Here is a 17,694-nt window from a genome sequence, read left to right as displayed (position 1 = left end):
CGGGCGTCGTACGGGCGGGCCGGCGTCGGGCCGGCGCCGGTCGCTAGGAGATGGCCGTGCGGAGGCGGGCCACGTCCAGGGGCTCGGTCTCGTCGTGGGCCGTCAGGTCGATGACCTTGGCCACCCCCTGCTCCCCGGCCTCACCGTCCGCTTCCGCTTCCCCCTCGGCTTCCGCTTCGGCTTCCGCCTCCGCCGCGGGGCGGGCCGGGGCCCGCGCGCCGGAACGGTCCTGCGCACCGGGCGCGGCCTCGGGCCGGGCCGGGGCCGCGCCCGTCGGGGCGGTCCGGGCCTTGTGCGCCTCCAGGGCCTCCGCGCCGACCACGTCGGCGAGGTCCTCGTCCTGGACGGCCTCGATCGCGGCCCGGGTGCGGTCCGCCGCCTTGGTGCCGAAGAAGTCGAAGCCGCCCTCCGCGCGGGAGGTCGGCTGCCGGTGCGGCGCGTACGGGGCGACCGCCGAGGCCGGGCGGCGCGCCGGGACCGGGGCCATGGCCGCCGCCGAAGCCGGGGCCGGGTTCCCGGTCATCGGGGTCGCGGGGACCGGGACCGGCGAGGCGATCGCGGTCTCGGCCGCGGCCTTCGCCTCGGCCTGGGACGCCTTGCGGGCCAGCGCCTTCAGGGCGGCGTGGGCGCGGGCGTAGCCCAGGCTGGTGGGCGCGCCGCTGGACGTGCGCTCCTCGGAGACCGCCGGGAGCTCCTTGGCCCCGCCCGGGGCCGAGGCCTCGATGGCCCGCCGGCGCCCCTCCAGGGCGCTGGCCCGCTCGGTCTCGGCCGTGGCGTAGCGCCGCAGCAGCGCGGCGTGCTCCCCGCGCAGCCCGGCGAGCTCGACCCGCTTGGCCCGCAGCTTGGCGTCCAGCTTGGCGCGCAGCTGCCGGGCCTCCTCCAGGTCGCTCTCCAGCTCGGCGATCCGTTCCTCGGTGCGCCACTCGTCCTTGGTGCGTTCCCGGGCCAGCTCCGACACCCGGCGGCCGGCGGCGCGGTCCCAGGACCGCATGACCACGGCTCCGGTGACCCCGGCGGCGGCCGTGAGCGCCACGAGGAGCCTCAGCGGAATCGGTTCCGCGAACAGCCAGGCGACGGCGGCGCCGGCTATGGACACACCGGCGACGGCCGTCGGCGTGAGCAGCCGGTGCAGGGGTTCAGGATTGCGGTGGCGTCCACGGGGCATGGCCTGAAATTTACAGGGCGTACGCTCCCGATGGGGCGGCCGCCCGGCAATCTGTTGCCAGGCGGTTACGCCTCATTTCCCCATCGATCGGGTATCGACGGGCGGCCGACCGGCACATCGACGCCCCGTCAACTCCCTTTACTGCTTCTTGGTCAACCCCTTCGCCTCCAGATACGTCTTGGCGACGTCGGCCGGCTTCGCCCGCTCCGCGTCCACCTTGCGGTTGAGGTCGGCCAGGTCGGCCGTCGTCAGGACCTTGGTCAGCCGGTCCAGCGCCGCCGCGACCTCGGGCGCTCCGGCGTCCTTGGCGTTGACCACGGGCAGCACGTTGTCGGCGTTCTGGAGCTTCTTGTCGTCCTCCAGCAGCACCAGCCCGTACTGCTCCAGCGTGGCGTCGGTGGTGGTGGTCAGCACGAGCTGGTCGACCCCGTCCTTCACCGCCTGCTTGGCCTGCGGCGTACCGACACCCTTGGGGTCGATACCGGAAACTTCGATTCCGTAGGCCTTCTTCAATCCCGGTGCGCAGAACGGGCGGACGGTGCATTCGTCCCCGGCCGCGATCTTCACCTTCAGCCCCGAAGCACCAAGATCGGAAAGCGTCTTCAGCTTGTTCTTCTCGGCGAATTCCCGGCTCACCGCGAAGGCGTTCTGGTCCACCGCCTGCCCGGTCGGCAGCACCTTCAGCCCCAGTGGTCCCGCCAGCTTCTCCAGCCCCGCCACCGTCGCCGCGACGTCGCTGGAGGCGACCGGCGCGTCGGCCGGCGCCTTCGGGCCGTTGACCTTGGCGTTGAGGAACTCCGCGAGCGTGGCCGCGTACTCCGGGACGACGTCGATCTCGCCCTTCTCCAGCGCGGGCTCGTACAGCTCACGGTTGGCGACCGTGGTGATCGAGGTCGTGTACCCCTCGGACCGCAGCAGCTGCGCGTAGAGCTCCGCCAGCACGTTGGACTCGGTGAACCCGGCCGCGCCGATCACCAGCTTGCCCTTGGCCCCGCCGGCGGCCGGCGCCGAGGAACCCGTGCCCTCCTTGGACTTCTCCAGGCTCTCGCCGCCGCAGGCCGTCAGCGCCACGCCCAGCGTCAGCGCACCCAGCGCGGCGGTCAGGACACGGGTCGAACTCGTTCTCATGAATGCTCCGTTCGGGAAGGGGAATGGCGCAGCGGCGACAGCAGCCGGTCCGCGGCCACGAGTGCGCCCTCGACCAGGAGCGCGAGCAGCGCCACCAGCAGGGCCCCCGCGACGACCTGCGGGGTGTTGTACGTGGTGAAGCCGGCCGTGATGATCCGGCCGAGGCCGCCCTGGCCGACCATCGCCGCGATCGTCGCGGTCGCGACGACCTGGATGGCGGCGGACCGCAGGCCCGTCATCACCATCGGCCAGGCCAGCGGCAGTTCCACCCGCCGGAAGAGCTGGCCGCCGGACATGCCCATGCCCCGGGCCGCCTCCACCACCGAGCGGTCCACCTCGCGCAGGCCGACGTAGGCGTTGGTGAGCAGCGGCGGGACGGCGAACAGCACGAGCGCGATCACGGTCGGGGCGTAGCCGGCGTTGCGCAGCGGCGAGACCATGAACAGGGCCAGCACCGCGAAGACCGGGACGGCCCGGCCCACGTTGGAGACGTTGACCGCCAGGGCCCCGCCCCGGCCCAGGTGGCCCAGCCACAGCCCGGCCGGCAGCGCCACCGCGCAGGCGAGGAGCAGCGCCAGCCCGCTGACGTAGGCGTGTTCGGCGAGCCGGTGCCACACCCCGCTCTCGCCCGACCAGTTCGCCCCGTCCGCGAGCCAGTCCCAGGCTCCCCCCAGCACTCCGCCGGTCATGGCTCAGGCTCCCTTCGCCGCGCGCGTCCAGGGCGTGAGCAGCCGCTGCACGCCGAGCAGGGCCATGTCCGCCACCAGGGCGAGCAGGACGCACAGCACCGACGCGGTGAGCACCTGCGCCTTGAACGAGCTGGTCACGGCGGGGGCGATGAGGTTGCCCAGACCGCCCTTGCCGACGATCGCGCCGACGGTGGTCAGCGCCACCGTGGAGACCGTGGCGATCCGGATCCCGGCGAGCAGCGCGGGCAGCGCCAGCGGCAGTTCGACCTGCCACAGCATCCGGGCGGGCCCGTAGCCCATGCCGCGCGCCGCCTCCTTGACCTCCTGCGGTACGGCGTCCAGGCCGGCCAGCACGTTGCGCACGAGGATGGTCAGCGAGTACAGCACCAGCCCGGTCACCACGACCGCCGCCGACAGCCCGAACACCGGGAGCAGCAGCGAGAACATGGCGAGCGAGGGGACGGTGTAGAGCAGCGTGGTGAGCGCCAGCACGGGCCCCGCCCAGCGGCGGCCGCGGCGGGCGAGCAGCGCCAGCGGCACCGCCACCAGGATGCCGATCACGACCGAGACCGCGGTGATCCAGACATGTTGGACGGTGGCGTCGGTCAGCTCCTGGCTGCGGGAGGTGACGTACTCCCAGCAGAACCAGTCGTTCGCCACCAGGCAACTGCTGTGCCCGGCCATGCCGCTCCTCACCCCGAACGTACGTACCCCTCGACCCTAACCCTGAGGGCCGGGGATGGCCGGTTCCCTTCGCACAGGGGTAACACTTCTGTCACACCTCACCCGCGCGCGTACGCAAGGATGGGCGGATGATCCGATTCGAGCACGTGACCAAGCGGTACGCCGACGGGACCACTGCGGTCGAGGACCTGTCCTTCGAGGTGGCCGAGGGCGAACTGGTCACCCTCGTGGGCCCCTCGGGCTGCGGCAAGACGACCACCATGAAGATGGTCAACCGGCTCATCGAGCCGACCGAGGGCCGCATCCTGCTGGACGGCCGGGACATCGCCGACGCCGACCCCGTGGAGCTGCGCCGCCACATCGGGTACGTCATCCAGCAGGTGGGTCTGTTCCCGCACAAGACGGTGCTGGAGAACACGGCGACGGTGCCGCAGCTGATCGGCACGCCCCGGGCCAAGGCCCGCGCCCGGGCCGCCGAGCTGCTGGAGCTGGTCGGCCTGGACCCGGCCGTCTACGGCGACCGCTACCCGCAGCAGCTCTCGGGCGGGCAGCGCCAGCGCGTCGGCGTGGCCCGTGCGCTCGCGGCCGATCCGCCGGTGCTGCTGATGGACGAGCCGTTCGGCGCGGTGGACCCGGTGGTGCGCGAGCGGCTGCAGAACGAGTTCCTGGCCCTGCAGCAGTCGGTGCGCAAGACGATCCTGCTGGTCACCCACGACCTGGAGGAGGCCGTCCGGCTCGGCGACCGGATCGCCGTCTACGGGCAGGGCACCATCGAGCAGTTCGCGACCCCGGCGCAGGTGCTCGGGGCGCCGGCCACGCCGTACGTGGCCTCGTTCGTGGGCGCCGACCGGGGCCTGAAGCGGCTGGCGGTGACACCGGTGCGGGCGGCCGACCTGCAGCCGCTGGACGGGGCCGGGCCGGCGGCCTCGGTGGAGCTGGGCGCCTCGCTGCGCCAGGCGCTCGCGCTGCTGCTCCAGGAGGACACCGGCCGGATCGCGGTCACCGACCCGGCCACGGGCGACGTGGCCGGCGCCCTGACGCCGGAGGGCGTCCACCGGGCCCTGCGCCGGGCCCACCAGCAGGACGGCGGGCGGGACTGAACCGGGCCGGGCCCGGGGGCCGGCGCGGGCCGGGCCCCGGGACCCGGCCCGGGAAGAGAGCGACGCCTGACGCTCTCGGCGTCAGGCGTCGGCTCACGCGTGGATCCGGCCGCTCATCCAGACGAGCATCGGCGGGATCTCCCGGCGCCACGTGTTGAAGTTGTGGCCGCCGCTGGGAAGGATGATCGACGACACCCGGTCGGGGCCCTTGACGCCCTTGATGAACTTCCTGGTGTCACCGATGTTCGGCTCGCCCTGCTCACTGCTGGTCACCAGGAACGAGGTGCCGGCCGGCTCCTTGCGCTCCAGGCTGTACAGCACGTCGGCGCGCTTCTTCAGCTTGTCGTCACCCATGAACAGGTTGCCCGTGGTCGGGTCGTCCGGGGCCTCGTAGTACGCCGAGAGACCCGCGGCCGCGCCGAAGGTCCGGGGGTAGTGCACGGCGATCTTCAGGGCGCAGTAGCCGCCCGTGGAGTTGCCGATGAAGCCCATGTTCTCCGGCTTCTTGCCGACCCGGAAGGTGTCGGTGATGGCCTGGGGCAGGTCCACGCCGAAGAAGGTCTCGGTCTGCGGGCCATTGGGTATGTCCACGCACTCGGTGTCCCGCGGGGGCGCGACGGTCGGGCGGAGCATGACCAGGATCATCGGCTTCATTTTGCCCGACTTGGCCTGCTTGAAGGCCGTCATGGGGTAATTCAGCCCTTTGATCAGGTTTTCCGCGGTGCCCGGGTAACCCGTCAGGACGATGGACGCCGGAAAGTTCTTGTCCTTGTACTGCGGCTGGAAGTACTCCGGCGGCAGCCAGACGTAACCGGGGCTGGTTATCTTCGACTTCTGCCCCGTTATGGCCACCTTGAGGATCTGACCCCCGACCTGCGGCTTGGTCCCGCCCGGCACGTCCAGGTGCTGCTTGTCGACGACCTTGATGTCCTTGCTGCTCATCGAGTGGTCGACGACCTTGCCCATCTCGGTCTGCTGCCCGAAGAGGTCGGCCCAGGACCCGTAGAAGAGGAAGGACTTGTTCGCGGCGAGCCCGATCGCCGAGAACAGCGCCAGCTGCGTCGCGAGCAGCAGCCCGACCCGGCCCGTGACCGCGCGCCAGGTGCGGCCCGACAGCTTCGGCCAGAGCCAGACCGTGGCCGCGAACAGCGCTACGCCGACCACGATCGCCAGGATCAGGACCGTATTACTCGTGAGACCCATGAGTGTTCCGCAGACTTTCTGATGGCAGGGCGAGTTTTTTCCTGAGCAAGAGTGAACCCGCCGCCCCTTGCCGTCGTCCTAAGGGACGCACACACCGGAGGCTGTAGCGGCCTTCGGCCACATGATCTCTCGCGGAGCAACGGGAAGCGATGTCTAGCAGGATAGATGGCGATAAGTCCGGACAGGTTCCGACCAGGGTCCGCCGAATCCTCAGCGGACCACGACCGGAGCGAGTCCCCAGCCTGGTGGGTACGGCCGTCACGCTCGTCGGCCTGATGGACATCGCCGCGGGCATCATCCCGCGGTTCAACCACAGCAGGGTCCGCGCGATCGCCGAGGTCATCCCCGGCTCGACCCGGCCCATGGCGGCCGCGGTCACCATCTGCGCGGGCGTCCTGCTGCTCCTGCTGGCCCACGGCCTCAAGCGCCGCAAGCGCCGCGCCTGGCGCGCCGCCGTCCTGCTGCTGCCCATCGGCGCCGTGGCGCAGTTCTGGTACCGGCACTCCTTCATCGGCGTCGCCATCGCCGCCGCGCTCCTCGCGCTGCTGCTGCGCCACCAGGGTGAATTCAAGGCCCTGCCCGACCCGCGCAGCCGCTGGAAGGCCCTGGCCAACTTCGTGCTCATGGGTGCCTTCTCCATCGGCCTCGGCCTGGTGATCGTCAACGCCCACCCGCACAAGATCGTCGGCGACCCCGGTCTCTACCAGCAGCTCGCCCACGTCCTGTACGGCCTCGTCGGCATCGAGGGCCCCATCGCCTACGACGGCGGCCGCGCCGACTGGATCGTCGGCTGGTCCCTCGGCGCCCTCGGCATGCTGACCGCGCTCACCACCATCTACCTCGCCTTCCGCCCCGAGCACCCGGCCGCCCGGCTGACCGCCGAGGACGAGACCAAGCTGCGCGAGCTGCTGGCCAAGCACGGCCACCGCGACTCCCTCGGCCACTTCGCGCTCCGCCGCGACAAGGCCGTCGTCTTCTCCCCCAGCGGCAAGGCCGCCGTCACCTACCGCGTCGTCTCCGGCGTCATGCTCGCCTCCGGCGACCCCATCGGCGACGTCGAGGCCTGGCCCGGCGCCATCGAGCGCTTCATGGAGGAGGCCAAGGCCCACTCCTGGACCCCGGCCGTCATGGGCTGCAGCGAGACCGGCGGCGAGGTGTGGACCCGCGAGACCGGCCTGGACGCCCTGGAACTCGGCGACGAGGCCATCGTCGACGTCAAAGACTTCTCGCTGTCGGGCCGCCCGATGCGCAACGTCCGCCAGATGGTCAAGCGCATCGAGCGCAACGGCTACACCACCAAGGTCCGCCGGGTCAGCGAGCTGACCGACGAGGAGCTGACCGCCGTCCGCGGCGCCTCCGAGGCCTGGCGCGGCACCGACACCGAGCGCGGCTTCTCCATGGCCCTGGGCCGCGTCGGCGACCCCGGCGACGGCGACTGCGTGATCGCCACCGCCCACCGCACCGAGGAGGGCGACACCAGCCCCTTCGGCGACCTCAAGGCCATCCAGCACTTCGTCCCCTGGGGCAAGGACGGCATGTCGCTGGAGCTGATGCGCCGCGACCGCGCCGCCGACCCGGGCATGAACGAGCTGCTGATCGTCGCCTCCCTGCAGGCCGCCCCCGCCCTCGGCATCGAGCGGGTCTCGCTGAACTTCGCCATGTTCCGCTCCGCGCTCGCCCGCGGCGAGAAGATCGGCGCCGGCCCGGTCCTGCGCGCCTGGCGCAGCCTGCTGGTGTTCCTCTCCCGCTGGTTCCAGATCGAGTCGCTCTACAAGTTCAACGCCAAGTTCCAGCCCCGCTGGGAGCCCCGCTTCGTCGTCTTCCGCACCACCCGCGACCTGCCCCGCATCGGCTTCGCCGCCATGCAGGCCGAGGGCTTCGTGACCCTCGCCCTGCCGCGGCTGTTCGAGAGCCGCCGCCGTCCCAAGCAGGACCGCGACTGCGCCCACCAGGACGCCGTGGGCACCGTCCCCGGCCAGGCCGAGCGCGAGGTGCAGGCCGCGTAGCGGCCGGCCCGGGCCACGGTACGTACGAGCCGACGCCGCAGCAGACGCATGACAGGGCCCCGACCGCCCCGCCCGGCCACCGCCGGGGGACGGCCGGGGCCCTGCCGTTCGTACGACAGCCCTACCCTTGAACCTATGAACACGATGCGCGGACCCGCCGCCAGGGGTCGAGTCACAGGCCTGCCGGAATGGGACCGCTGCGCGGTCATGGGCGTCGTCAACGTCACCCCCGACTCCTTCTCCGACGGCGGCCGCTGGTTCGACACCACCGCCGCCGTCAAGCGCGGCCTCGACCTGGTCGCGCAGGGCGCCGACCTGGTCGACGTCGGCGGCGAGTCCACCCGGCCCGGCGCCACCCGGGTCGACGCCGAGGAGGAGCTGCGCCGGGTCGTCCCCGTCGTGCGCGGCCTGGCCTCCGAGGGCGTCACCGTCTCCGTCGACACCATGCGGGCCGCCGTCGCCGAGCAGGCCGTCGCCGCCGGCGCGGTGCTGGTCAACGACGTCAGCGGCGGACTCGCCGACCCCGCCATGATCCCCGCGGTCGCCGCCGCCGAGGTGCCCTTCGTCGTCATGCACTGGCGCGGCTTCAGCGACAACATGAACGCCCTGGCCGTCTACGACGACGTGGTCGCCGAGGTCACCGCCGAGCTGCGGACCCGGATCGACGCCGTCGTCGCCGGCGGCATCGCCCCCGAGCGGCTCCTGGTCGACCCGGGCCTGGGCTTCGCCAAGATGGCCGAACACGACCTGGCCCTCGTCGCCCATCTGCGCGACCTGCGCGACCTGGGCTTCCCCCTGCTGGTCGCGGCCTCCCGCAAGCGCTTCCTGGGCCGGGTCCTGGCCGGCGGCGAGGCCGCCGCCCCGCCGCCCGCCCGCGAGCGCGACGCGGCCACCGCCGCCGTGTCCGCCATCGCCGCCCACGAGGGCGCCTGGGCGGTCCGGGTCCACGAGGTACGGGCCACGGCCGACGCGGTTCGCGTCGCGCGCGCCGTGGAAGGAGCACGGTGATCCATAGGGAAGGGGAACAGTGAGCCGTACCGACACCGAGGCGGTCGAAGAGACCAACACGGCCTTCTACGAGGCCATGGAGCGGGGGGACGTCGACACCCTGTCGGCACTCTGGCTCGACGACGAGATCTCCTGCGTCCACCCGGGCTGGCCGGTGCTCACCGGTCGCGGCGAGGTGCTCCGCAGCTACGCGCTGATCATGTCGCACACGGAGTACATCCAGTTCTTCCTCACCGACACCAAGGTCACGGTGATCGGCGACACCGCCGTCGTCACCTGCACCGAGAACATCCTCAGCGGGGGCCCCGCCGAGGAGGGCCAGGACCTCGGTCCGCTCGTCGGGCAGCTGGTCGTCGCCACGAATGTGTTCCGACGCACATCCGAGGGGTGGCGCCTGTGGTCCCACCACGGATCTCCCGTGCTCACGGAGTCCGACGAGGACGCCGAGGACGACTCCTGAGGCCCCTGCGGGCAGGAGCGGGCGTTCCTCGCAGGTAGATTCGAAGGTGGACGACGCCGACCGCACTCGGCGCAGCCATGGCGCCGGGGGATCCTCCGGAGCCGGACGCACAACGAGAGCACGAGAGCAGGAGTGATTCGCGTGGATCGCATCGCGCTGCGCGGCCTGAAGGCACGCGGCCACCATGGCGTCTTCCCCCGGGAGCGCGAGGAGGGCCAGACCTTCATCGTGGACCTGGTGCTGCACCTCGACACCCGCCCCGCGGCCGCCGGTGACGACCTGGCCAAGACCGTCCACTACGGCGTGGTGGCCGAGGAGGTCGTGGACGTGGTCCAGGGCGAACCGGTCGACCTGATCGAGACCCTGGCCGAGCGGATCGCCCTGCAGTGCCTCAAGCACGAGGCCGTCGCCCAGGTGGAGGTCACCGTCCACAAGCCCGACGCCCCGATCACCGTCCCGTTCGACGACGTGACCATCACGATCACCCGGAGCCGCGCATGAACCACGGCCAGAGCGACCCCACCGTGCAGCCCGTGCCCGCCTCCGTCGTGGAGACCGTGGACGCGGCCGACTCGACGCTGTCCAACCCGCGACTGGCCGTCGTGGCCCTCGGCTCCAACCTGGGCAACCGGCTGGAGACCCTCCAGGGCGCCGTCGACGCCCTCGGGGACACCCCGGGCCTGCGGGTCAAAGCCGTCTCCCCGGTCTACGAGACCGAACCGTGGGGCGTGGAGCCGGGCTCGCAGCCCTCGTACCTCAACGCCGTCGTGATCATCAAGACCACCCTGCCGCCGTCCTCGCTGCTGGAGCGGGCGCACGCGGTGGAGGAGGCCTTCGACCGGGTCCGCGACGAGCGCTGGGGCCCCCGCACGATCGACGTCGACATCATCACCTACGCCGACACGGTCTCCGCCGACCCGGTGCTCACCCTCCCGCACCCCCGCGCCCACGAACGCGCCTTCGTCCTGGCGCCCTGGCTCGACGTGGACCCCGCGGCCGAGCTCCCCGGCCACGGCCCGGTGGCCCCCCTGCTGACCGCCCTCGGCCAGGCCGGCGTGACCCGCCGCCCGGACCTGGAACTCCAGCTGCCCGAGTAGTCGTTAGCCTGGAGCCGCGGCATCGATCGAGAGCGGGGTACGGGTTCCGTGAAGCAACTTCGGCTGGGCGTCCTGGTCGGCATCTTCGTGATCGCCGGGGTGCTGTCCTGGGCGGGCGCCCAGCTGTGGAACGCGTACGGCACCCTGCCCGGGGTGCCTCTGGCCGCGCCCATCGTGCTGGCGGCCATCGCGGCGGTGCTCCTGGCCACGGCCCTGTCGCTGCGCTCCCGGCTGAAGGCCCAGCGGGAGCGGCGACCGGGCGCCAAGGGCGTGGAGCCGCTGATGGCGGCCCGCGCGGTGGTCTTCGCCCAGGCCAGCGCCCTGGTGGCGGCCCTGGTCGCCGGCATGTACGCCGGCACGGGCCTCTTCCTCCTCCTGGCCGACCTCACCCAGGTCCCGGCCCGCCGCGACCAGGCCATCTATGCCGCCGCCTCGGTGGCCGCCGGCGCCGCGGTCGTCGCAGCCGCCTTCTTCCTGGAACACATCTGCAAACTCCCGGAAGACAACGACCCCCACGAGAAGTCCCCGGCCCGCGCCTAGCGCGGGCCTAGCCCCGGGCCGGCGCGGCCCGGGGCGGGTCCTGGGCCGCGGCGTGACCGTAGGGCCGCACCCACTCCCAGAGCGGCCGGGGGACGGCATCGGCCTCCCACAGCGCGAACTCCAGCTCGTCCAGGTAGCCGTCCGTCCAGTCGAAGACCAGCGCCTCTCCCAGGACCTTCCCCGACGCCGTGGCCACCGAGCCGGCGGCCACCACGGGGCTGTCCCCGCGGGGCGGGGCCGGCGGGACCGCCGTACGGTCCACGCGCAGGTGGAGGCTCCCGCACGGGCAGGTACAGCCCTCGGCCATCTCGGTGTGCGGCAGCTGCGCCCGGTAGGCGCGGTGGGCGGGGGTGTCGCGAGGGAGGAGAAGGTCCAGGGTCCGCCGGACCTCCTCGCTCAGGGGCTCCCAGACGGGACCGGCAGGCCGGGGCACTAGCGGGCCATGATCAGGCTCATGGCCTCGTTGCGGGTGGCACTGTCGCGGAGCTGGCCGCGGACGGCCGAGGTGATGGTCTTCGCGCCCGGCTTGCGGACGCCGCGCATGGTCATGCACATGTGCTCGCACTCCACGACCACGATCACGCCGCGCGGCTCCAGGATCTCCATCAGGGAGTCGGCGATCTGGGTGGTGAGTCGTTCCTGCACCTGCGGGCGGCGGGCGTAGACGTCGACCAGGCGGGCCAGCTTCGACAGGCCGGTGATCTTGCCGGAGGTCGAGGGGATGTAGCCCACGTGGGCCACGCCGTGGAACGGGACCAGATGATGTTCACAGCTGCTCATGACCTCGATGTCCTTGACCAGGACCATCTCGTCGTGGCCCAGGTCGAACGTCGTGGTCAGCACCTCTTCGGGCTTCTGCCACAGCCCGGCGAATATCTCCCGGTACGCCCGCGCCACCCGGGCCGGCGTCTCCTGGAGTCCCTCGCGGTCCGGGTCCTCGCCGACCGCAATGAGCAGTTCGCGGACGGCCGCCTCGGCGCGCTTCTCGTCGAACTCGCCGACGGTGTTCTCGCCGTCCAGGGTCACCGGGTCGGTCATGTGTGCCTCGTTCCTTCTTCCTCAGCCGCAGCTGAAAGTGCCGCGCCCCCCAGGCTAGAACCTGGGGGGCGCGGCATCCATTCCGGACAGGAGCAGGGGCCTCGTCAGAGGCCGGCGCCGTCCTCCGGGCCGACCTCGATGCCCTTCTCGGTGCTGACCGGCGCCGACGTCGCCGACGCGCCGTTGGCCGAGTTCGTCAGCTGGAGCTCCTTGGGCGAGAGCACCGGCGGACGCGTGGACGGGGTGCGGCGGGCCGAGCCGGTCCACGCCGGGCGGGCCGGGCGCTTGGTGATCGTCGAGAAGATCTCGGCGATCTCCTCCTTGCCCAGCGTCTCCTTCTCCAGCAGCGCGAGGACCAGGTTGTCGAGGACGTCACGGTTCTCGACGAGGATCTCCCAGGCCTCGTTGTGCGCGGTCTCGATGAGCTTCTTGACCTCTTCGTCGACCAGCGCCGCGACCTCTTCCGAGTAGTCGCGCTGGTGCGCCATCTCGCGGCCCAGGAACGGCTCGGTGTTGTCCCCGCCGAACTTGATCGCGCCCAGGCGCTCGGTCATGCCGTACTGGGTGACCATCGCACGGGCCGTGGCGGTGGCCTTCTCGATGTCGTTCGCGGCGCCCGTGGTCGGGTCGTGGAAGACCAGCTCCTCGGCCGCGCGGCCGCCCAGCATGTACGCGAGCTGGTCGAGCATCTCGTTGCGCGTGGTGGAGTACTTGTCCTCGTCCGGCAGGACCATCGTGTAGCCGAGGGCCCGGCCGCGGGACAGGATGGTGATCTTGTGGACGGGGTCGGAGTTCGGGGACGCCGCGGCGACGAGGGCGTGGCCGCCCTCGTGGTACGCGGTGATCTTCTTCTCCTTGTCCGACATGATCCGGGTCCGCTTCTGCGGGCCCGCCACCACGCGGTCGATCGCCTCGTCGAGCATCTGGTTGTCGATGAGCTTGCGGTCCGAGCGCGCCGTGAGCAGCGCGGCCTCGTTCAGCACGTTCGACAGGTCGGCGCCGGTGAAGCCGGGGGTGCGGCGGGCGACGGCCGACAGGTCGACGTCCGGGGCGACCGGCTTGCCCTTCTGGTGGACCTTGAGGATCTCCAGCCGGCCCTGCATGTCCGGGCGGTCGACCGCGATCTGGCGGTCGAAGCGGCCGGGGCGCAGGAGGGCCGGGTCGAGGATGTCGGGGCGGTTCGTGGCGGCGATGAGGATCACGCCGCCCTTCACGTCGAAGCCGTCCATCTCGACGAGGAGCTGGTTCAGGGTCTGCTCGCGCTCGTCGTGACCACCGCCGAGGCCGGCGCCACGGTGGCGGCCGACCGCGTCGATCTCGTCGACGAAGACGATCGCCGGCGCGTTGGCCTTGGCCTGCTCAAACAGGTCACGGACCCGGGAGGCACCGACACCGACGAACATCTCGACGAAGTCGGAACCGGAGATCGAGTAGAACGGCACGCCCGCCTCGCCCGCGACGGCGCGCGCGAGCAGGGTCTTGCCGGTGCCGGGCGGGCCGTACAGCAGCACGCCCTTGGGGATCTTCGCGCCGACGGCCTGGAACTTGGCCGGCTCCTGGAGGAACTCCTTGATCTCCTGGAGCTCCTCGACGGCCTCGTCCGAGCCCGCCACGTCGGCGAACGTGGTCTTCGGGGTGTCCTTGGTGATCAGCTTGGCCTTGGACTTCCCGAAGTTCATCACCCGGGAGCCGCCGCCCTGCATCTGGTTCATCAGGAACAGGAAGACCAGGACGATCAGGACGAAGGGCAGCAGGGAGAGCAGCACGCTCAGGAACGGGCTGGTCTTGTCGGGCGAGACCTTGTAGCCCTTGGTGACCTGGCCCGCGTCGTACTTCTCCTGGAGCTTCGCGGCGAGCGCGACGCCCTGGTCGCCGATGTAGTTGGCCTGGAACTTGGTGCCGCTCTGGCCGTCGAGCTTCTGGCCGTCCTTCAGCTCGATCTTGATCAGCTGGGAATCACCGGTGGTCAGGCTGGCCGACGCCACCTTGTCGGTGTTGATCGCCTTGATGACCTCGCTGGTGTCCACCGACTTGTAGCCGCCGCCGGAGCCGACGACATTCATCAACACGACCACGGCGAGGACGGCCAGCACGATCCACACGACTGGCCCACGGAAGTATCGCTTCACGTCCATCCATACGGGGCGGTGACGCCCCGTCCCTCCTGCCCGTAGGTAAATGCTGCTGTGAATAAAGACTGTTCTTCGGAATGTACCCCTGTATTGTCACCCGCTGCCCGGTGGGACGGCTGACAGACCCGCCTTCGATCCTCCAACGGCGGGAAAGGCCCCAGGGTTCCCCGGACCGGGCCGGACCTCCCTGGGGCCTCGTGCGCGCGGCTCAGCCGCCGTAGACGTGCGGGGCGAGCGTCCCGACGAACGGCAGGTTGCGGTACTTCTCCGCGTAGTCGAGGCCGTAGCCCACGACGAATTCGTTGGGGATGTCGAAGCCGACCCACTTGACGTCGATCGCGACCTTGGCCGCCTCGGGCTTGCGCAGCAGCGTGACGACCTGCAGGGAGGCCGGCTGGCGGGAGCCCAGGTTCGACAGCAGCCAGGACAGCGTCAGACCGGAGTCGATGATGTCCTCGACGATCAGGACGTGCTTGTCCTTGATGTCGGTGTCCAGGTCCTTGAGGATCCGCACGACGCCCGAGGACTGGGTCCCGGCGCCGTAGGAGGACACCGCCATCCAGTCCATGGTCAGCGGGGTGGACAAGGCGCGCGCCAGGTCCGCCATCACCATCACGGCGCCCTTGAGGACACCGACGATGAGCAGGTCCTTGCCCGCGTACTCCGCGTCGATCTTCGCGGCCAGCTCGGCCAGCTTCGCGTCGATCTCTTCCTTGGTGATGAGCACCGACTTGAGGTCGGCGCCCATGTCCTTCTCGTCCACCCGCATCACTTTCGTTGTCGGCCGGGCCCGCCGGGGGCGGTGCCCCGCCAGGCTCAGCCGTGTTTCAGCACCTTCAGCCCTGCCGGATGACAAGTCTGCCACCCTGGCGCTGGGCCTCGACCCGGCCGGGCAGATTGATGGCGCCCTGACCGCGCCATCCGGTGATGAGCCGGTCGACTTCCTCGATGTGCCGGGCGAACAGCGAGCCGGCGGGGGAACCGGCGGCGACCACGGCCCTGCGCAGCACACGGCGCCGCACGGCGGGGGGCAGGGCGTAGAGCTTGGCGCACTCCAGCTGGCCCAGCTCGTCGCGGACGGAGACGTCGGCCTCGGCCGCCCAGGCGTCGAGCGCGTCGGCGTCGTCCCGGGAGAGCTGGGCGGTGCGGGCGAGCGCCTCGACGACCCCCTTGCCGAGCGCCTTCTCCAGGGCGGGCAGTCCCTCGTGGCGCAGCCGGGAGCGGGTGTACGCGGGGTCGGCGTTGTGCGGGTCGTCCCAGACGGGGAGGGACTGGACCATGCAGGCCTTGCGGGCGGTCTGCCGGTCGATGTGGAGGAAGGGGCGGCGGTAGCGGCCGGTGCGGCCCGGGCCGCCGGAGATCTCGGCCATGCCGGACAGGGACCGGATGCCGGAGCCGCGGGCGAGGCCCAGCAGGACGGTTTCAGCCTGGTCGTCCCGGGTGTGGCCGAGCAGCACCGCGGCCGCGCCGAGCCGCTCGGCGGCCTCGTCCAGGGCGGCGTAGCGGGCGTCGCGGGCAGCGGCCTCGGGGCCGCCGTCGCGGCCGACGCGCACGGCGACGGACTCCACCGGGTCCAGGCGGAGAGCGGTCATGCGGGAGACCACCTCGGCGGCGCGCAGGTCGGAGCCGACCTGGAGCCCGTGGTCGACGGTGATGCCGCCGGCCCGGACGCCGAGCTTGGGCGCCTCGAAGGCCAGGGCGGAGGCGAGCGCCATCGAGTCGGCGCCACCGGAGCAGGCGACGAGGACGAGCGGCGCGTGCCGCTGCCCGCCGCTGGCGCGGCCGCCGGGGCTGACGTGGTCGGTGTGGCTGGTGAGGATGTCGTGAAGTACGCGGCGGACCGCCAGGCGTATCGCTGCGACCGCAGGATGGGGACCCATGTCCGGTGCCCTTCGCTGGAGTTGGGATGGATGGCGCTCGGGGGAGGTGCGGCTCGGAGTCCCGGGAGCCGGGAATGTCACTCAGAGTGCGTCGATGGTGACAGAACCGAGCCGTTCCCCGAGCATCGCACGCCCTTCGACGGCCCACGGTCCCTCGGACGGGTGATGCTGCTTCCCCCAGTGGGACATGTTTACGCCCCCCGTGTCACCCCCGTGGGGTCGATCCGCCGCCCCGTGCGACCCGTACGACCGCGGGCCGACGGTACGCCTCCCGGCCACGGACGGTGACGGTGAGGCGGGCCGACCGCCGCCGGCGCACCACCGGCGCGTACGACCGCGCACCCGGGGGGTCACTCCCTCCGCGGCCGCACTCCGCCCGTCACCCGCCGAGGCCGGTCACCCGCCGAGGCCCGTCATCCGCCAAGGCCCCTCACCCGCCGAGGCCCGTCATCCGCCGTGCACCCGGGCGACCCAGTCCGCGGGGCGGGCGATCTCCGCCTTGGTCGGCAGGGTGTTCGGGGAGGTCCAGACCCGGTTGAAGCCGTCCATCCCGACCTCGTCGACGACGGCCCGGACGAACCGCTCGCCGTCCCGGTACTGGCGCAGCTTGGCGTCCAGGCCCAGCAGCTTGCGCAGGGCCGCGTCGAGCCGGCCGGCGCCGCTGGCGCGGCGCTTCTGGAACTTCTCGCGGATCTCCGCCACCGACGGCACGACCTGCGGTCCGACGCCGTCCATGACGTAGTCGGCGTGGCCCTCCAGCAGCGACATCACGGCCGTCAGCCGGCCGAGGATCTCCCGCTGCTCGGGGGTCTGCACGAGCTCGACCAGCGAGCGGCCCTCGTCGCCGCGCTCGCCCTCGGGCCGGGCGCCGGCCAGCGACTGGGCGGCCTCGCGCAGCCGCTCCAGGATGGTCGCCGGGTCCATCTCGGTGGCGCCGAGGAAGGTCTGGATCTCGCCCTCCAGGTGGTCGCGCAGCCACGGGACGGCGGTGAACTGGGTGCGGTGGGTCTCCTCGTGCAGGCACACCCACAGCCGGAAGTCGTGCGGGTCGACCTCCAGCTCCCGCTCGACGTGGACGATGTTCGGCGCGACGAGCAGCAGCCGGCCCCCCGAGGAGCCGGGCAGGTCGCGGGCGGCCGGGGCGAAGGTCTCGTACTGGCCGAGCACCCGGGAGGCCAGGAAGCTCAGCAGCATGCCGAGCTCGACGCCGGTCACCTTGCCGCCGACCGCGCCGAGCACGGCGCCGCCCGGGGCGGTGCCTCGGCGCTCCTGCATCCGGGCGAGCAGCGGGCCGAGCAGCGCGCGGAAGCCCGCCACGTTGGCCCGGACCCAGCCGGCCCGGTCCACGACCAGGACGGGGGTGTCCGTGACGGCGGCCCCCTCGGCGATCATCCCGGTGAACTCGCGCACGTGCCGCTCCGAGGTGACGGCGTGCCGCCGCAGCTCCGCCACCACCGCCCGCGCCTCGTCCCGACCGACCTCCGGCCCGGGCCGGACCAGCCGGACCGCGGTCGAGACCGCCAGGTTCCAGTCGACCATCTCCGCACCACCGATGCTCGTCATG

General features: G+C 72.0%; 18 protein-coding genes. 7 read left to right on the top strand and 11 right to left on the bottom strand.

The window, feature by feature from the left end; genetic code table 11:
• Positions 1–43: 43 nt before the first annotated feature.
• The 4 genes from EF918_RS03445 to EF918_RS03430 form a co-directional block, all read right to left on the bottom strand.
• On the bottom strand, positions 44–1,165 hold the full coding sequence (locus EF918_RS03445; protein ID WP_125640378.1) for a hypothetical protein: 1,122 nt from the start codon (positions 1,163–1,165) through the stop codon (positions 44–46).
• Between the two features lie 138 nt (positions 1,166–1,303).
• On the bottom strand, positions 1,304–2,293 hold the full coding sequence (locus EF918_RS03440; RefSeq protein WP_125640375.1) for an ABC transporter substrate-binding protein: 990 nt from the start codon (positions 2,291–2,293) through the stop codon (positions 1,304–1,306).
• Positions 2,290–2,982, bottom strand: coding sequence for an ABC transporter permease (locus tag EF918_RS03435; protein ID WP_125640372.1), 693 nt, complete (start codon positions 2,980–2,982; stop codon positions 2,290–2,292). Before EF918_RS03435 ends, EF918_RS03440 begins: the two co-directional genes overlap by 4 nt.
• 3 nt (positions 2,983–2,985) lie before the next feature.
• Entirely contained in the window at positions 2,986–3,666 is a 681-nt protein-coding gene (locus EF918_RS03430; protein WP_125640369.1) for an ABC transporter permease, read from the bottom strand.
• Between the two features lie 128 nt (positions 3,667–3,794).
• Here EF918_RS03430 and EF918_RS03425 point away from each other — a divergent pair, with 128 nt between their 5' ends.
• Positions 3,795–4,766, top strand: coding sequence for an ABC transporter ATP-binding protein (locus tag EF918_RS03425; protein ID WP_125640366.1), 972 nt, complete (start codon positions 3,795–3,797; stop codon positions 4,764–4,766).
• Between the two features lie 93 nt (positions 4,767–4,859).
• On the opposite strand, the gene EF918_RS03420 is transcribed toward EF918_RS03425, so the two are convergent.
• A complete protein-coding gene (locus EF918_RS03420) occupies positions 4,860–5,969 on the bottom strand; it encodes an esterase family protein (RefSeq protein WP_125640363.1) in 1,110 nt (369 codons plus the stop codon).
• Positions 5,970–6,118: 149 nt separating this feature from the next.
• Here EF918_RS03420 and EF918_RS03415 point away from each other — a divergent pair, with 149 nt between their 5' ends.
• From EF918_RS03415 to EF918_RS03390, 6 genes are all read left to right on the top strand, one after another.
• Positions 6,119–7,975, top strand: coding sequence for a phosphatidylglycerol lysyltransferase domain-containing protein (locus EF918_RS03415; RefSeq protein ID WP_125640360.1), 1,857 nt, complete (start codon positions 6,119–6,121; stop codon positions 7,973–7,975).
• Positions 7,976–8,110: 135 nt separating this feature from the next.
• Complete coding sequence (gene folP, locus EF918_RS03410) at positions 8,111–8,983, top strand: dihydropteroate synthase (protein WP_185921580.1); 873 nt, start codon at positions 8,111–8,113, stop codon at positions 8,981–8,983.
• Between the two features lie 19 nt (positions 8,984–9,002).
• Entirely contained in the window at positions 9,003–9,443 is a 441-nt protein-coding gene (locus EF918_RS03405; RefSeq protein WP_125640357.1) for a nuclear transport factor 2 family protein, read from the top strand.
• Between the two features lie 141 nt (positions 9,444–9,584).
• On the top strand, positions 9,585–9,944 hold the full coding sequence (gene folB, locus EF918_RS03400) for a dihydroneopterin aldolase (RefSeq protein ID WP_125640354.1): 360 nt from the start codon (positions 9,585–9,587) through the stop codon (positions 9,942–9,944).
• Positions 9,941–10,540 (top strand): 2-amino-4-hydroxy-6-hydroxymethyldihydropteridine diphosphokinase, encoded by a 600-nt coding sequence (gene folK / locus EF918_RS03395; protein WP_125640351.1) that lies wholly within the window; start codon positions 9,941–9,943, stop codon positions 10,538–10,540. Before folB ends, folK begins: the two co-directional genes overlap by 4 nt.
• Before the next feature lie 48 nt (positions 10,541–10,588).
• Positions 10,589–11,080: a DUF3180 domain-containing protein gene (locus tag EF918_RS03390; RefSeq protein WP_125640348.1), complete on the top strand. Its 492-nt coding sequence runs from the start codon at positions 10,589–10,591 to the stop codon at positions 11,078–11,080.
• Positions 11,081–11,087: 7 nt separating this feature from the next.
• Here EF918_RS03390 and EF918_RS03385 read toward each other — a convergent pair whose 3' ends face one another.
• From EF918_RS03385 to EF918_RS03360, 6 genes are all read right to left on the bottom strand, one after another.
• The gene (locus tag EF918_RS03385; protein ID WP_125640345.1) at positions 11,088–11,513 is read right to left on the bottom strand and encodes a hypothetical protein; all 426 of its coding nucleotides are present in this window, start codon (positions 11,511–11,513) and stop codon (positions 11,088–11,090) included.
• Positions 11,513–12,118: a GTP cyclohydrolase I FolE gene (gene folE, locus EF918_RS03380; protein ID WP_125640342.1), complete on the bottom strand. Its 606-nt coding sequence runs from the start codon at positions 12,116–12,118 to the stop codon at positions 11,513–11,515. The genes EF918_RS03385 and folE overlap by 1 nt, the downstream gene beginning before the upstream one ends.
• Before the next feature lie 104 nt (positions 12,119–12,222).
• Positions 12,223–14,253 (bottom strand): ATP-dependent zinc metalloprotease FtsH, encoded by a 2,031-nt coding sequence (gene ftsH / locus EF918_RS03375; RefSeq protein WP_125640339.1) that lies wholly within the window; start codon positions 14,251–14,253, stop codon positions 12,223–12,225.
• 205 nt (positions 14,254–14,458) lie between these two features.
• On the bottom strand, positions 14,459–15,019 hold the full coding sequence (hpt, locus tag EF918_RS03370; protein ID WP_125640336.1) for a hypoxanthine phosphoribosyltransferase: 561 nt from the start codon (positions 15,017–15,019) through the stop codon (positions 14,459–14,461).
• Between the two features lie 67 nt (positions 15,020–15,086).
• On the bottom strand, positions 15,087–16,130 hold the full coding sequence (gene tilS, locus EF918_RS03365) for a tRNA lysidine(34) synthetase TilS (RefSeq protein WP_125640333.1): 1,044 nt from the start codon (positions 16,128–16,130) through the stop codon (positions 15,087–15,089).
• A gap of 447 nt (positions 16,131–16,577) precedes the next feature.
• Complete coding sequence (locus EF918_RS03360; protein ID WP_125640330.1) at positions 16,578–17,693, bottom strand: zinc-dependent metalloprotease; 1,116 nt, start codon at positions 17,691–17,693, stop codon at positions 16,578–16,580.
• Position 17,694: the final 1 nt, after the last annotated feature.

This window comes from Streptomyces sp. WAC06614, from assembly GCF_003949795.1.
Taxonomy (GTDB): Bacteria; Actinomycetota; Actinomycetes; order Streptomycetales; family Streptomycetaceae; genus Streptomyces.
This window is presented reverse-complemented; position numbering and strand designations above follow the sequence as displayed.

Coding starts and splice junctions, on each gene's coding strand:
- EF918_RS03435 (WP_125640372.1), bottom strand. CDS start 2,982: ATGACCGGCGGAGTGCTGGGGGGAGCCTGGGACTGGCTCGCGGACGGG.
- folK (WP_125640351.1), top strand. CDS start 9,941: ATGAACCACGGCCAGAGCGACCCCACCGTGCAGCCCGTGCCCGCCTCC.
- EF918_RS03425 (WP_125640366.1), top strand. CDS start 3,795: ATGATCCGATTCGAGCACGTGACCAAGCGGTACGCCGACGGGACCACT.
- folP (WP_185921580.1), top strand. CDS start 8,111: ATGAACACGATGCGCGGACCCGCCGCCAGGGGTCGAGTCACAGGCCTG.
- EF918_RS03430 (WP_125640369.1), bottom strand. CDS start 3,666: ATGGCCGGGCACAGCAGTTGCCTGGTGGCGAACGACTGGTTCTGCTGG.
- folE (WP_125640342.1), bottom strand. CDS start 12,118: ATGACCGACCCGGTGACCCTGGACGGCGAGAACACCGTCGGCGAGTTC.
- hpt (WP_125640336.1), bottom strand. CDS start 15,019: ATGCGGGTGGACGAGAAGGACATGGGCGCCGACCTCAAGTCGGTGCTC.
- EF918_RS03415 (WP_125640360.1), top strand. CDS start 6,119: ATGTCTAGCAGGATAGATGGCGATAAGTCCGGACAGGTTCCGACCAGG.
- EF918_RS03360 (WP_125640330.1), bottom strand. CDS start 17,693: ATGACGAGCATCGGTGGTGCGGAGATGGTCGACTGGAACCTGGCGGTC.
- tilS (WP_125640333.1), bottom strand. CDS start 16,130: ATGGGTCCCCATCCTGCGGTCGCAGCGATACGCCTGGCGGTCCGCCGC.
- ftsH (WP_125640339.1), bottom strand. CDS start 14,253: ATGGACGTGAAGCGATACTTCCGTGGGCCAGTCGTGTGGATCGTGCTG.
- EF918_RS03440 (WP_125640375.1), bottom strand. CDS start 2,293: ATGAGAACGAGTTCGACCCGTGTCCTGACCGCCGCGCTGGGTGCGCTG.
- EF918_RS03420 (WP_125640363.1), bottom strand. CDS start 5,969: ATGGGTCTCACGAGTAATACGGTCCTGATCCTGGCGATCGTGGTCGGC.
- EF918_RS03445 (WP_125640378.1), bottom strand. CDS start 1,165: ATGCCCCGTGGACGCCACCGCAATCCTGAACCCCTGCACCGGCTGCTC.